The following is a 13238-nucleotide window of genomic DNA, read 5'->3' on the forward strand; positions in this document are numbered from 1 at the left end:
TCGTTGCACTCGACAGCTCCTACACAGCTCCTACGGGCGCAGCCCAGCGGGAGCAAGCTCCCTCGCCACAAAGGCAAGGCCACAAAAGCACCTGGCACGACACTCTCGCTGAGGCTACAACTCCGTCGCCCGCTGGCTCGCCGCATCGTCATAAATGACATACAACGACTCGGCCACCTGGCTCTTGATCGCCTTGGTGCTTTCCAGCCCCAGGACAAAGCCCTCGGCCTTGCCACCGGCACGGTTCAGTTCTTCGGCGGTGCTGGCCTGGGTAATGGCGTCGTACAGTTTCTCGGCATGAGGCCCCACGCCCTTGGGCAAGCTGATCTGGGCGGTACTCACAAGAGCACCTCGGCGCGGCGGGCACTGAGAAGGGGTAACAGGTGGTTCATGGCGCGTACCTTATGTCGGCGAATGGCCGGCAGCGCGTCCTGCCACTTCCGGGCGACCATGGTAGTCCTCTCCTGCCCTGGCGGTAACTGCCAATCGTTGATTGTCCGTCAAAGGGCACCAGGAATGCGCCGTCCGGCAATGGACGCTTGACTTCTCTTTTCCAATCAGTAACATACGCGCCATTCCGCGATAGCTCAGTTGGTAGAGCAAGTGACTGTTAATCACTGGGTCCCTGGTTCGAGTCCAGGTCGTGGAGCCAGACAGCAACAAACAAAGCCCCTGAATCGAAAGATCCAGGGGCTTTTTTGTGGGTAAAAAACAGACTGATGGCCGTATAAGCCTGCCCGAGGTCGCTGCCGGAACAATAATCCGGCGTCAAAAAGGCATTATGGTCTGAATCCTGCTTTCTTTTTCCAACAACTCGAGCTGTCACGTGTGCGTCATGACAGGCCCGCAACCTGGCTCTGTCCGCCAACAACAGCTTCATAAAAACAAGGACGAAGGTATGCCCACACAAAACCCCCACCGCATCGTCGGCCTGTGCACCTCCAGCAAGGTGTACAACGCGCTGACCGAACTCAAGCAACTGGAAGGCCACCGCAGCGCCAAGTTCCTTTCCCTGCTGGCGGAAAACCTGGTGCGCAAGGGCCTGCTCAACGAACAGGAAGTGGTGCACATGCTCGATCTGGTCGTCGATTGAGCGGCATCGATTCCTACTATTGAGCCGGTTGATTTTTCGTTACCCCCACTGAGTCGTAAGGTAACCCCATCGATTGATGGAGGTTTCCCATGTCCAAGGTTCAAATCATGTCTGTCATTGGCAGCGCCGTCCCCGCCCCACTCCGGGAACTCGGGTTGCTGGTCTGCTGGTATCTGGTGCAGGACGGCGTGACCATCAGTGGCCCGCTGACTTCACTGCCCGCCGCCCAGGCCCTGTCGCAACGCATCGGCCCGTACCTGCTGAGCGCCTAAGGCAACTGCACCCGCGGCGTTGTTTCGGTGAACAGGGCCCAACTCGACATGAACAGCGCGGCAATCAGCGGCCCGATCACGAAGCCATTGAGCCCGAACACCGCCAGCCCGCCCAGCGTCGAGACCAGTACCAGGTAGTCGGGCATCTTGGTGTCCTTGCCCACCAGGATCGGCCTCAGGAAATTGTCCACCAGGCCGATCACGAACACCCCGAACAGCGTCAGCACCACACCCTGCCAGATCGCCCCCGAGAGCAGGAAATACACCGCCACTGGCGCCCAGACGAGGCCCGCCCCCACCGCCGGCAACAACGACAGGAACGCCATCAGCACCGCCCAGGGCAACACCGTCGGAATCCCCAGGATCCAGAAGATCAACCCACCCAGCGCACCTTGGCTGATGGCGACCAGCAGGTTGCCCTTCACCGTGGCCCGCACCACCCGATTGAATTTCAACTGCAGGCGGCGTTTTTGGTGTTCCGCCAAGGGAACGGCCGTGCGCACCTTGCGCACCAACTCCGCACCGTCACGCAGAAAGAAGAACAGCAAGTAGATCATCACGAAGAAGCTGACCAGGAACTGAAAGGTCCCCTGGCCGAAACTGAAGGCCTGGGTGGCGAAGAACTCGCTGCCCTGCATCGCGCTCTTGACGATCTTGTCGCGCAAGCCGTTCAGGTTGCCCAGGCCGAAGCGGTCCAGCAGGTGCTGAAAGTACGGCGGCAAGGCATCCTTGAAGCGGGCCAGGTAATCGGCAATGTCCAGCTCTCCGCTTTCCAGGCTCTTGTACAACGCCGCGCCTTCCTGGACCAACAACGTACTGATGATGATCACCGGCAAGATCGCGCTGACCACACAGATGCTCAACGTGAACAGTGAGGTGACATTGCGGTGCCAGCCGAACTTCAACTGCAGGCGGCGCTGCATCGGGGCAAAGACGATGCCCAGGATCACCGCCCAGAACACCGCGCCGTAAAACGGCAGCAGAATCCAGATGAAGGCGACCGTGACCAGCACCAGGAGCAACATCTGGGCTTTGTTTTGCAGCATCTTTCGATTCATCAGCTTCCATGTCCAAAGGCGGGATAAACATTAGTCCGCCAGGACGCGTGGGAGTGCCTTCACGTTTACGCGGTGCATTGATTCAGATCAATAAGACCTGGCCAAGCATGAGCTACCCTCGCCGCCTTTTGCGATCCGACGCCATCATGACCTTCGCCGCCCCCGAACTGCTGGCTCCCGCCGGCACCCTGAAAAACATGCGCTATGCCTTCGCCTACGGTGCCGATGCAGTGTATGCCGGCCAGCCGCGCTACAGCCTGCGGGTGCGCAACAACGAATTCGACCACGCGAACCTGGCCTTGGGTATTGCCGAGGCCCAGGCCATGGGCAAGCGCTTCTACGTGGTGGTGAACATTGCCCCGCACAACGCCAAGCTGCGCACCTTCCTCAAAGACCTCGAACCGGTGATCGCCATGGCGCCGGACGCGCTGATCATGTCCGACCCGGGGCTGATCATGCTGGTGCGCCGGCATTTCCCCCAGATGCCGATTCACCTGTCGGTACAGGCCAACACGGTGAACTGGGCGAGCGTCGAGTTCTGGCAGCAGCAGGGCTTGAGCCGGATCATCCTGTCTCGGGAACTGTCCCTGGAGGAAATCGCCGAGATCCGCGAGCAGGTGCCGGCCATGGAGCTGGAAGTGTTCGTCCACGGCGCGCTGTGCATGGCCTATTCCGGGCGCTGCCTGCTGTCCGGCTATTTGAACAAGCGCGACGCCAACCAAGGCAGTTGCACCAATGCCTGTCGCTGGAAGTATTCGGCACAACCGGCGGTGGAAAACGCCGTGGGCGACATTGTGCAGACCTATCAGCCCGAACCGACCCTGGGCCTCGGTGCGCCCACCGACCAAGTGTTTTTGCTTCAGGAAGCCAACCGCCCGGAAGCATCCATGCCAGCCTTCGAGGACGAGCACGGCACCTACATCATGAATGCCAAGGACCTGCGGGCCGTGCAGCACGTCGAGCGCCTGGCGCGCATGGGTGTGCATTCATTGAAGATCGAAGGCCGGACCAAGTCGCACTTCTATTGCGCGCGCACCACCCAGGTGTATCGCCGGGCCATCGATGACGCAGTGGCCGGCCGGGAATTCGATCGCAGCCTGATGACCGACCTGGAGTCCCTGGCCCAGCGCGGCTACACCGAAGGTTTTCTGCGGCGCCACGTGCACGACGAATACCAGAACTACCAGAACGGCAGTTCGGTATCGGAGCGCCAGCAGTTCGTCGGCGAACTGACCGGTGAGCGGCGTGAACGTCTGGCCGAAGTGCGGGTGAAGAACCGCTTTGGCCTGGGGGACCACCTGGAACTGATGACCCCAAAGGGCAACTTCCATTTCGACCTGCATCAGTTGCAGAACGCCAAAGGCCAGGGCATCGAGGTGGCACCGGGGGATGGGCACGTGGTGTACGTGCCCATCCCGGATGCGGTGGATCTGCGGTTTGGGTTGTTGATGCGAGATGTGCGCCCTGTGGGAGCGAGCTTGCTCGCGATGGCGTCGGATCAGCCAAATTCATTTGACTGACACACCGCTATCGCGATCAAGCTCGCTCACACATGGGTTTGTTGTGTTTGCGCCTCGTGAGCCCGACAGAAACTGCCGAAGGCTGCGATCCTTCTTTCTCGATAAGACCCGGTTGCCCAGGTGAAAACATCTGGATCGAGAGCAAAAGATCGCAGCCTTCGGCAGCTCCTGCTGCGAGGGGATCAGATCCGGAACTGCCCCACCAGCTTGCCCAGGCGCTGGCCCAGGTCGGCCAGGCTGCGGGACGTCTGGGCGCCGAGTTGGGTTTCGTCGGCGACGCTGTCCACGGCCACGGCGATCTGATGCACGCTGCGGTTGATTTCCTCGGCCACCGCGGTCTGTTCTTCGGCAGCGCTGGCGATCTGGGCGTTCATCGAGTTGATGGTGCCGATCAGTTGCGCCATGGTGTCCAGGGAGGCGCCCGCCTCGTTGGCCCGCTCCGAGGTGCCGTCGCCGGCCTCACTGGAACGGCGCATCGCTTCCACCGCCGCGTGAGTGCCTGATTGCAAGCGATCGATCATGCCCTGGATTTCCTGGGTGCTCTGCTGGGTCCGGCTGGCCAGGGCCCGCACTTCATCGGCCACCACCGCGAACCCACGCCCCGCCTCGCCGGCCCGCGCGGCCTCGATGGCGGCGTTGAGGGCCAACAGGTTGGTCTGCTCGGCAATCGAACGAATCACCCCTAGCACACTGACAATCGAGGCCACGTCCTGCTGCAGGCTGTCCAGGGACACGCCGCTGCTGCGGATATCGTTCACCAACGCATGAATCTGCTGGATGCTGCCGGCCACCACGCGCTTGGCCGATTGCCCTTCCTCGTCGGTCTGCTGGGCCGCGACGGCGGCGCCCTGGGCGCTGCGGGCGACCTCCTGGGCAGCCGAGGACATCTCGTTGATCGCCGTGGCGACCTGATCGGTTTCGTGGCGCTGGCGCTCCATGGCCTGCTCGGAGCGCTGGGCCTGCTCGGAGACTTGCGTCACCAGCCCGGTCAGTTGCGAGGTCATGTCGGTGATCTGCCGCACCAGGCCGTGGATCTTGTCGACGAAGCGGTTGAACGAACCGGCCAACTGGCCGAGCTCGTCCTGGCTGGTGATGGTCAGGCGGCGCGTCAGGTCACCCTCACCCGCGGCGATGTCATCCAGGTTGTCCTTCATCAGGTGCAATGGCCGCAGGATGGCGTTGGCCAGCAACAACCCCACCACCGCGATCACCAGCAACACCACGACCGCAATCCCGACGATGCTCAATATCACGCCTTGCAGACGTTCATGGACCTTGGCTTCCACCAACGCCACCTGGGCTTCAATACCGTCCAGGTTGACCGAGCTGCCGACCGCCAGGTCCCACTTGGGCAGGTATTCGGTGTAGCCCAGCTTGGGCACCAGGTCTTTGCTGCCGGGCAGCGGCGAGCTGTATTCCAGGTAATGCGTACCGTCCTTGGCGACTTTCACCAGGTCACGGTTGACATAGACACCGTTCGGGTCGCGGTTGTCCTTGAAACTCTTGCCCACGCCATCAGGGCTGTTGGCCTTGAACAGACGAATGGTCTCGGAGTCGTAGCCAAAGAAATAGCCGTCCTTGCCGTAGCTGATATTGGACAGCAGCTTGATCGCCTGGGCACGCGCCTCTTTATCGCCAGGCGCGGCGGCATCGTAGAGCGGCTTGATGGTGGTCAGGCCCACCGCCACGTAGTTCTGCAGCGTGGCCTTGGCGTCGCTGAGCAGACGTTCGCGGGTCTGCTGGACCTCTTTGCTGGCTTGCTCCTTCAAAATGAAAGCCGTGGTCAGGCTGATGATCACGGCGGACAGCAACACCGGCAGTATCGCAAGGGACAGGACTTTAGCCTTCAGGCTCAGGCGCATGCTGTTCACTCTTGTAGATGTTATTGGCGTGGTTAGCTGTATTAACGGCATCGCTCGGCAAAACTGTAGGACAGGTTTAACGAACTATCGCGAACGGTCAGCAGCTTGCTCGCTGGATTCAAAGGCCTCTTCGCAAGCAAGCCCGCTCCCACAAGGGATTGCTGGTGTGCACATATCCTGTGCTCAGAGCAGATCCAGTGAGGGAGCGGGCTTGCTCGCGAAGGGGGCGACTCGGTCCTTGAGTCTTGTTGAATCGGCCTTACAACACCATCGCCGCCACCCAACCAAACACCAGCAGCGGCAGGTTGTAGTGGATGAAGGTCGGGACCACGGTGTCCCAGATGTGATGGTGCTGGCCGTCGATGTTCAGGCCGGAAGTCGGGCCCAGGGTCGAGTCCGAGGCAGGCGAGCCGGCGTCGCCCAGGGCGCCGGCAGTGCCGACGATGCAGACGATCGCCAGCGGGCTGAAGCCCAGTTGCAGGCACAGTGGTACGAAAATCGTCGCCAGGATCGGCACCGTGGAAAACGACGAGCCGATGCCCATGGTCACCAGCAGCCCCACCAGCAACATAATCAGCGCGCCAATGCCCTTGTTGTGGCCAATCCAGGCCGCCGAGGTTTGCACCAGGCTCTGGACTTCACCGGTGGCCTTCATCACTTCGGCAAAACCTGAGGCCGCGATCATGATGAAGCCGATCATCGCCATCATCTTCATGCCTTCGGTGAACAGGTCGTCAGTCTCGCGCCAGCGCACCACTCCCGACAGCGAGAAAATCAGGAACCCGACCAGGGCGCCGATGATCATCGAGTCCACCAGCAGCTGCACCGCGAACGCCGCCGCCACCGCACACCCGGCCACCATCAGGCTCAGCGGGTTGTAGCGCACCGCCACTTGCTCGACCCGGGCAATTTGCTTCAGATCGTAGACGCGCTTCTTGCGATAGGTAAAAAACGACAGCGCCAGGCCGAACACCATGCCCAGCGCCGGGATGCCCATGGCGTGGGTAATGTTGATACCGCTGACATCCACACCGCTGCGAGCGACGTTGGCCAGGAGGATTTCGTTGAGGAAGATGTTGCCGAAGCCCACCGGCAGGAACATGTAGGGCGTGATCAGGCCGAAGGTCATGACGCAGGCGACCAACCGGCGGTCCAACTGCAACTTGGTCAGCACATAGAGAAGCGGCGGCACCAGCAACGGGATGAAGGCGATGTGGATCGGCAGAATGTTCTGGGAGGCGACCGCGACCGTTCCCAGCAAACCGATCAGCACCCATTTGATACCCGAACCACCCGCAGCGTCCTGGCGATCCACCAGGGCCAGGGCTTTGTCCGCCAGGGCGTGGGCCATGCCGGACTTGGCAATCGCCACGGCGAAGGCACCGAGCAAGGCGTAGGACAACGCCACCGTCGCACCGCCACCCAGGCCGGCATTGAACGCCTTGAGCGTTGCCTCGATCCCCAGGCCACCCGTCAGGCCACCCACCAACGCGCCGACAATCAGCGCGATCACCACATGCACGCGGGCCAGGCTGAGCACCAGCATGACGCCAACCGCGGCAATTACTGCATTTATCATCATTACCTCAAAGCACAGCGATGGAATGCCACCGGACAAAAAGGTCGCGACTTTGCAGCAAGCGGCGGCAAGCTGCAAGGGCCGTGGGGCGGGTTTTCAAGTCTTGCCCCCCTTGGAGGTGGGGGCTTTGCTCCCACAGCCTCACCCTATCCACAGGCTCGCCCACAGGGAGGCGGTGCCATGAAATAGCTGTCAGCGCTTGGGCAGCTCGATCACCACCTTCAACCCACCCCACTCACTGTCGTCCAACGCCAGCAGGCCGCCCCAGGTGTCGACGATGTCCCGCACAATGCCCAGGCCCAGGCCGTGCCCATCGGTCTGTTCATCCAGCCGCGTGCCGCGGCTGAACACCTGGTCGCGGCGATCCTTGGGGATGCCCGGGCCATCGTCCTCCACGGCCAGGCTGAACCCCTCGACCGTCTCGGTCATGGTCAGGCGCACCTCGGCGTCGGCCCATTTGCAGGCGTTGTCCAGCAGGTTGCCCAGCAGTTCCAGCAGGTCCTCACGGTCCCAGGGCAGGTGCAGGCCTGGCGGGGCGACGTAGCTCAGGTTCAGGTGTTCGCCATGAATCATGTTCAGCGTGGCCAGCAACCCCGGCAGCTCGGCGTCGCAGTCCATGTGCGCGCCGGGCAAGGCATCGCCGGACAGGCGGGCGCGGTTGAGTTCCCGGTTCAGGCGCTGGCGGACTTGCTCCAGTTGCTCGAGCAATAGTTTGCGCAGTTCGGGATACGGATCGAGCTTCTCGTTCGACGCCAGGCTTTGCAGCACCGCCAGCGGGGTTTTCAAGGCATGGCCGAGGTTGCCCAAGGCGTTGCGCGAACGCTTGAGACTGTCTTCGGTGTGGGCCAGCAGATGGTTGATTTGCGCCACCAGCGGTTCCAGCTCCCGTGGCACCTGTTCGTCGAGTTGCGAACGCTGCCCGCGTTGCAACTGGGCAATCTGCTCCCGCGCCCGGTCCAGCGGACGCAAGGCGCGGCGCACGGTGATGCGTTGCAGCAACAGAATCAACAGCAGCCCCGCCAACCCGAGACCCAGGCCGATCTGCTGCATCCGGCGGAAGCTGTCACGCACCGGCGTGTAGTCCTGGGCCACGCTGATGGAAATCGCCTGGCCCAGCCGTCGATAGTCGGTGCGCAGCACCAGCAGCTTCTGGCCTTCAGGGCCCAATTGCAGGTTGCTGTGCAGGCCCGGGTGGTCGAGCCGGGGCAATTCCTGGTCCCACAGGGAGCGGGAGCGCCAGTGCACGTCGGCAAAATCGATGCGGAAATAGTGCCCGGAAAACGGCCGCTGGTAGGCCGGCGACAAACGTCGTTCATCCAGTTGCAGCCCCTGCGGGCCGCGCACCAGGGCCACCAGCAGGTTCTCGCTGTCGTTGCGCAGCCCGGCTTCCAGGTAACGCTGCAAGCCCAGCTCGAACAACCACAGGCTGGTCTGTGCCAGGACCAGGCCGACCACCACCATCACACCGATCAGCCCCAGGCTCAGGCGCCGCTGGATGGATCTCACTGAGCCTTCCCGCCAAACAGGTAACCCTGGCCGCGACGGGTTTCGATCACGCTACGGCCCAGCTTGCGCCGCAGGTGATTGACGTGGACTTCCAGCACGTTGGAATCGCGCTCGGTCTCACCGTCATACAGGTGTTCGGCGAGATGACTTTTGGAAAGGATTTGCTCGGGGTGCAGCATGAAATAGCGCAACAGCCGGAATTCGGCGGCAGTCAGCTGAATCTCCGCACCGTCACGAATCACGCATTGGCGGCCTTCATCCAGATGCAGCCCCGCCGATTGCAGCGTCGGTTGGTTGGCCTGGCCGTGGGAACGGCGCAACAGCGCCTGGATCCGCAGGTGAAGTTCTTCAGGATGAAAGGGTTTGGTCAGGTAGTCATCGGCGCCAGCCTTGAGCCCCTCGATGCGCTCGGCCCAGGATCCGCGGGCGGTGAGAATCAGCACCGGCGTGCTCAGGCCACCGGTGCGCCATTGGGCCAGCACCTCGAGCCCCGGTACACCCGGCAGGCCGAGATCGAGAATGATCAGGTCGTAGGGTTCGCTGCTGCCCTGGTACACCGCGTCGCGACCATCGGCGAGCCAATCGACGGCGTAACCCTGGCGGGCAAGCCCGGCCATCAGTTCGTCGGCCAGGGGCACGTGATCTTCCACCAGAAGCAGGCGCATCAGTCTTCCTTATCTTTGAGTAAGCGGCCAGTTTTGGCCTCCAGGTCCAATTCGCGCACGACGCCGTTGGTGTCCAGTAGCTCGACCTCATAAATATAGACGCCGTGTTTCTCCTCCAACTCGGCTTCCAGCAGTTTGGCGCCGGGGTGCCGGTCCAGCGCCTGTTGCAGCAGTTGCTCCAGCGGCAAGATCACACCCTGCTGGCGCAGTTGCAGGGCCTCGTCCTGATCCAGGTCGCGGGCCACGGCCAACGAACAAAACGCCAGCAGCGCCAGCGCCCATCGACTATGGGCGCGCAGATTAAGCTTCATTACGTATCCTGATGATTCTTGAGCACCTTGCCGTTGGTGGCGTCCAATTCCAGATCCCACTCGATGCCCTTCGTATCGCGCAGTTCCACCTGGTAAATGTACCTGCCGTACTCTTGTTCCAGCTCGGTATCGGTCAAGGTGGCACCAGGGTGCTCGGCCAGGGCAGCGGCGTTGAGTTTTTCGAAGGGCCAGATGGTACCAGCGTCTTGCAGTTTGCGGGCTTCGTCCGCGTTCAGGTCTCGTGCGTGAGCCAGGCTGGTACCGAGTGCCATGAGGGTCGCGATGAAAAAGGCAGTCAGGCGGTTCATGGGTTATCTCCTTTTTATAATCTTTACCGAGGGACTGTATCGGGAGGAACTTAACTGAAACTGAATGGCCATCATGGAACACTCCTCCCGTAGGAGCTGCCGAAGGCTGCGATCTTTTGATCTTGCTTGATCTTGATCTTGATCTTTCGCTTGCGACTCAAGTGTCTGGGGCAAGATCGCAGCCTCGTTGCACTCGACAGCTCCTACGCAGCTCCTACACAGCTCACAGCCCCTACGCAGTTCGTACACAGTTCCTACGCAGCTCCTACAGGACTCCCTATAATCGCTGCACCCGCCAGACCATGAGACCGGTATGACCGCCATCCACATCAAGTTCCCCGCCCTCACCCTCAAGGCCGGCCCGCGCGCGTTCGGGCGGATTCGCCAGGCTGGCTTGAACGCCGCCGACGTCGGCATCCTGCCGGGCGCCGCCGGCGGCCCCAAGGCCTTGGGCATCCAGGGGCTGGACCTGGCGCTGTTCGGCGAATGGCTGCCCGCCGCGCCCCGGGAACGCTCGCTGATCGGGGCCTCGGTGGGTGCCTGGCGCTTCGCCAGCGCCTGCCTGCCGGACGCCGCCGAGGGAATCCGGCGCCTGGGCACCTTGTACAACGAACAAAGCTTCGCCAAGGGCGTGACCATGGCCGGGGTCAGCCAGAGCTCGCAACGCATGCTCGATGACTTGCTCGACGGCCGCGACGCTTCGATCCTCGATAACCCGCGATACCGGCTCAACATCATGGTGGTCAAGAGCCACGGCCTGCTGGCCCAGGATCATCGCGGCCGGCTAGGCCTGGGCTTGTCGTCGGTGATCGCCGATAACCTGCGCGGCCGGGCGCGGCTGTCGCGGCATTTCGAACGGCTGATCATCCATGACCCACGCCTGGCGCCGCCCCTGCACCCGTTGAATGACTTTCCGTCGCGCTTCGTTCCGTTGGCCGCCGGCAACCTGCGCCAGGCCCTGCTGGCCTCGGGCTCGATCCCGATGGTCATGGAAGGTGTGCGCGACCTGCCGGGCGCCGGCGCCGGCACCTACCGCGACGGCGGTTTGCTGGACTACCACCTGGACCTGCCGTACAGCGGCGAGGACATCGTGCTGTACCCGCACTTCACCGACCGGGTCATTCCCGGCTGGTTCGACAAGGGCCTGCCGTGGCGCCGGGGCAACGTCGACCGCCTGCAAGACGTGCTGTTGCTGGCACCGTCCCGTGAATACCTGGCGCGCCTGCCCTACGGCAAACTGCCGGACCGCAACGACTTCAAGCGTTTCATGGGCGATGACCCGAGCCGCCGCCAGTACTGGCGCACGGCGATGGACGAGAGCCGTCGGCTCGGCGATGAGTTCCTGGAGCTGACGGCCAACGGTGGCTTGGCCGAGCGTTTGCTGACCCTTTAGTCAGCACGGCCGCGCAACGCCGTTATCAAACTGATAAACTGCGCCGCCTGCCTCGCGACCGCTATATAAAGAGCCCGAACCTGTGGAAATTTTCAAAGAGTTTACCTTCGAATCCGCCCACCGCCTGCCCCACGTGCCGGACGGCCACAAGTGCGGCCGCCTTCATGGCCACTCGTTCAAGGTGGCGATCCACCTGAGCGGCGACATCGACCCGCACACGGGCTGGATTCGCGACTTCTCGGAGATCAAGGCGATCTTCAAGCCGCTCTACGAGCGCCTGGACCACAACTACCTCAACGACATCCCAGGTCTGGAAAACCCCACCAGCGAAGTCCTGGCCAAGTGGATCTGGAATGAGTTGAAGCCGTTGCTGCCGGAACTCAGCGCCATTCGCATCCACGAGACCTGCACCAGCGGTTGCATCTACCACGGCGAATAGCCAATCCCTTGTGGCGAGCGCGCGTGCTCCCGTTGGACTCTGTAGGAGCTGGCGAAGCCTGCGATCTTTTGATCTTTTGATCTTTTGATCTTTTGATCTTTCGCTTGAGATTCAAGTGTCTTTGGAAAGATCGCAGCCTCGTTGCACTCGACAGCTCCTACACAGCTCCTACACAGCTCCTACATAGCTCCTACATAGCTCCTACATAGCTCCTGCGGCCCAGCGGGAGCAAGGGTGTCTCCCCTGCTGAATCGCATTGGCCTATGCTCCATCCCCTGACCATTCTCAGTGGAGTATCGATCATGACCAACTGGCCACTGGATCAGCTATACGACTTCAACGGACACCCCATCCGCTACGCCATCCACGGCGACGGCCCACCGCTGGTGTTTGTCCACGGCACGCCCTTCTCTTCCTACGTGTGGCACCGCATCGCCCCGCTGTTCTTCGCCACCCACCGGGTGCATTTCTTCGACCTGCTGGGATACGGCCAGTCCGCGCAACCGGATGCCGATGTGTCCCTCGGCGTGCAGAACCCGTTACTCGCACAACTGCTGGAGCACTGGCACCTGGACTGCCCCGATGTGGTGGCCCATGACTTTGGCGGCGCCACGGCCCTGCGCACGCACCTGCTCGATGGCAAGGACTACCGCAGCCTGACCCTGATCGACCCGGTGGCCCTCTCGCCCTGGGGTTCACCCTTTGTGCAGCATGTACGCCAGCATGAAGCTGCCTTCAGCGGCCTGCCCGACTACATCCAGCGGGCGATCGTGCCGACCTATATCCGCGGCGCGATCAAGCGGGACATCCCGGACGCAGAACTGGCGCCCTACGTGCAACCGTGGCTTGGCGAGCCGGGCCAGGCGGCGTTCTACCGGCAGATCGCACAGATGGACGAGCGTTACACCCGCGAGGTCGAGGGCTTGTACCCGACCGTGCGCTGCCCGACCCAGATACTGTGGGGCGAGGATGACCAATGGATCCCCATCGAGCGCGGTCGTGCCCTGCACCGGCTGATTCCAGGAGCACAGTTCCACCCTATTCCGAACGCCGGGCACCTGGTCCAGGAAGATGCGCCTGAGGCCGTCGTCGCGGCGGTGTTGCGGTTCCTGGCGTTGCATTCCTCGACCTGAAGAACACTGCATTTCCCTGTGGGAGCCTTCATGGGTAGAGGGATTTGTGTTCCAACTTGAATCACCGCCGCACCGCTTTCGATCCCTTCGCCCACCCAA

Annotated in this window: 14 protein-coding genes, 1 tRNA gene and 1 pseudogene; 7 read left to right on the top strand and 9 right to left on the bottom strand. The window is 62.2% G+C overall.

The genetic code is table 11. The features are described 5' to 3' along the window. Nucleotides 1–114: 114 nt before the first annotated feature. A complete protein-coding gene (locus GFU70_RS19105; protein ID WP_018612405.1) occupies nucleotides 115–342 on the bottom strand; it encodes a hypothetical protein in 228 nt (75 codons plus the stop codon). Between the two features lie 234 nt (nucleotides 343–576). On the opposite strand from GFU70_RS19105, the gene GFU70_RS19110 reads away from it, so the two are divergent. The 3 genes from GFU70_RS19110 to GFU70_RS19120 all read left to right on the top strand — a co-directional run bounded on the left by GFU70_RS19110 (nucleotide 577) and on the right by GFU70_RS19120 (nucleotide 1365). Continuing rightward, nucleotides 577–652 (top strand) — tRNA-Asn (locus tag GFU70_RS19110). Nucleotides 653–898: 246 nt separating this feature from the next. Then, nucleotides 899–1093, top strand: coding sequence for a hypothetical protein (locus GFU70_RS19115; RefSeq protein WP_058543866.1), 195 nt, complete (start codon nucleotides 899–901; stop codon nucleotides 1091–1093). A gap of 89 nt (nucleotides 1094–1182) precedes the next feature. Next, a complete protein-coding gene (locus tag GFU70_RS19120) occupies nucleotides 1183–1365 on the top strand; it encodes a hypothetical protein (RefSeq protein ID WP_058543865.1) in 183 nt (60 codons plus the stop codon). On the opposite strand, the gene GFU70_RS19125 is transcribed toward GFU70_RS19120, so the two are convergent. Then, a complete protein-coding gene (locus GFU70_RS19125) occupies nucleotides 1362–2423 on the bottom strand; it encodes an AI-2E family transporter (protein WP_058543864.1) in 1062 nt (353 codons plus the stop codon). The two genes, GFU70_RS19120 and GFU70_RS19125, sit on opposite strands and share 4 nt — an antisense overlap. A gap of 146 nt (nucleotides 2424–2569) precedes the next feature. On the opposite strand from GFU70_RS19125, the gene yegQ reads away from it, so the two are divergent. Then, nucleotides 2570–3943: a tRNA 5-hydroxyuridine modification protein YegQ gene (gene yegQ / locus GFU70_RS19130; protein ID WP_116643744.1), complete on the top strand. Its 1374-nt coding sequence runs from the start codon at nucleotides 2570–2572 to the stop codon at nucleotides 3941–3943. 182 nt (nucleotides 3944–4125) lie between these two features. On the opposite strand, the gene GFU70_RS29165 is transcribed toward yegQ, so the two are convergent. The 7 genes and pseudogenes from GFU70_RS29165 to GFU70_RS19160 form a co-directional block, all read right to left on the bottom strand. Then, on the bottom strand, nucleotides 4126–4947 hold the full coding sequence (locus tag GFU70_RS29165; RefSeq protein ID WP_371914218.1) for a methyl-accepting chemotaxis protein: 822 nt from the start codon (nucleotides 4945–4947) through the stop codon (nucleotides 4126–4128). 84 nt (nucleotides 4948–5031) lie between these two features. Beyond that, nucleotides 5032–5856: pseudogene (locus GFU70_RS29170) on the bottom strand (cache domain-containing protein); the annotation flags it as partial. 208 nt (nucleotides 5857–6064) lie between these two features. Further along, nucleotides 6065–7381: a Na+/H+ antiporter family protein gene (locus GFU70_RS19140; protein ID WP_165826076.1), complete on the bottom strand. Its 1317-nt coding sequence runs from the start codon at nucleotides 7379–7381 to the stop codon at nucleotides 6065–6067. Nucleotides 7382–7576: 195 nt separating this feature from the next. Continuing rightward, nucleotides 7577–8890, bottom strand: coding sequence for a sensor histidine kinase (locus GFU70_RS19145; RefSeq protein WP_058545261.1), 1314 nt, complete (start codon nucleotides 8888–8890; stop codon nucleotides 7577–7579). After that, nucleotides 8887–9555: a response regulator transcription factor gene (locus tag GFU70_RS19150; protein ID WP_058545262.1), complete on the bottom strand. Its 669-nt coding sequence runs from the start codon at nucleotides 9553–9555 to the stop codon at nucleotides 8887–8889. The genes GFU70_RS19145 and GFU70_RS19150 overlap by 4 nt, the downstream gene beginning before the upstream one ends. Beyond that, nucleotides 9555–9866 (bottom strand): PepSY domain-containing protein, encoded by a 312-nt coding sequence (locus tag GFU70_RS19155; RefSeq protein ID WP_058545263.1) that lies wholly within the window; start codon nucleotides 9864–9866, stop codon nucleotides 9555–9557. The genes GFU70_RS19150 and GFU70_RS19155 overlap by 1 nt, the downstream gene beginning before the upstream one ends. Beyond that, entirely contained in the window at nucleotides 9866–10174 is a 309-nt protein-coding gene (locus GFU70_RS19160; protein WP_058545264.1) for a PepSY domain-containing protein, read from the bottom strand. Before GFU70_RS19160 ends, GFU70_RS19155 begins: the two co-directional genes overlap by 1 nt. A 313-nt stretch (nucleotides 10175–10487) precedes the next feature. On the opposite strand from GFU70_RS19160, the gene GFU70_RS19165 reads away from it, so the two are divergent. From GFU70_RS19165 to GFU70_RS19175, 3 genes are all read left to right on the top strand, one after another. Beyond that, nucleotides 10488–11567, top strand: coding sequence for a hypothetical protein (locus GFU70_RS19165; RefSeq protein WP_064106995.1), 1080 nt, complete (start codon nucleotides 10488–10490; stop codon nucleotides 11565–11567). A gap of 82 nt (nucleotides 11568–11649) precedes the next feature. Next, nucleotides 11650–12006, top strand: a complete 357-nt coding sequence (gene queD, locus GFU70_RS19170) for a 6-carboxytetrahydropterin synthase QueD (protein ID WP_003203918.1) — start codon at nucleotides 11650–11652, stop codon at nucleotides 12004–12006. Nucleotides 12007–12308: 302 nt separating this feature from the next. After that, the gene (locus GFU70_RS19175) at nucleotides 12309–13139 is read left to right on the top strand and encodes an alpha/beta fold hydrolase (RefSeq protein ID WP_058546871.1); all 831 of its coding nucleotides are present in this window, start codon (nucleotides 12309–12311) and stop codon (nucleotides 13137–13139) included. Nucleotides 13140–13238 lie beyond the last annotated feature (99 nt).

Source organism: Pseudomonas brassicacearum, from assembly GCF_009601685.2.
In the GTDB taxonomy this organism is placed as follows: domain Bacteria; phylum Pseudomonadota; class Gammaproteobacteria; order Pseudomonadales; family Pseudomonadaceae; genus Aquipseudomonas; species Aquipseudomonas kilonensis_B.

What these genes read in the sequence shown, in the direction of transcription:
- GFU70_RS19120 (WP_058543865.1), top strand. Translation starts at nt 1,183, where the DNA reads ATGTCCAAGGTTCAAATCATGTCTGTCATTGGCAGCGCCGTCCCCGCC.
- GFU70_RS19150 (WP_058545262.1), bottom strand. Translation starts at nt 9,555, where the DNA reads ATGCGCCTGCTTCTGGTGGAAGATCACGTGCCCCTGGCCGACGAACTG.
- GFU70_RS19165 (WP_064106995.1), top strand. Translation starts at nt 10,488, where the DNA reads ATGACCGCCATCCACATCAAGTTCCCCGCCCTCACCCTCAAGGCCGGC.
- GFU70_RS29165 (WP_371914218.1), bottom strand. Translation starts at nt 4,947, where the DNA reads ATGACCTCGCAACTGACCGGGCTGGTGACGCAAGTCTCCGAGCAGGCC.
- GFU70_RS19125 (WP_058543864.1), bottom strand. Translation starts at nt 2,423, where the DNA reads ATGAATCGAAAGATGCTGCAAAACAAAGCCCAGATGTTGCTCCTGGTG.
- GFU70_RS19160 (WP_058545264.1), bottom strand. Translation starts at nt 10,174, where the DNA reads ATGAACCGCCTGACTGCCTTTTTCATCGCGACCCTCATGGCACTCGGT.
- GFU70_RS19175 (WP_058546871.1), top strand. Translation starts at nt 12,309, where the DNA reads ATGACCAACTGGCCACTGGATCAGCTATACGACTTCAACGGACACCCC.
- GFU70_RS19155 (WP_058545263.1), bottom strand. Translation starts at nt 9,866, where the DNA reads ATGAAGCTTAATCTGCGCGCCCATAGTCGATGGGCGCTGGCGCTGCTG.
- GFU70_RS19115 (WP_058543866.1), top strand. Translation starts at nt 899, where the DNA reads ATGCCCACACAAAACCCCCACCGCATCGTCGGCCTGTGCACCTCCAGC.
- yegQ (WP_116643744.1), top strand. Translation starts at nt 2,570, where the DNA reads ATGACCTTCGCCGCCCCCGAACTGCTGGCTCCCGCCGGCACCCTGAAA.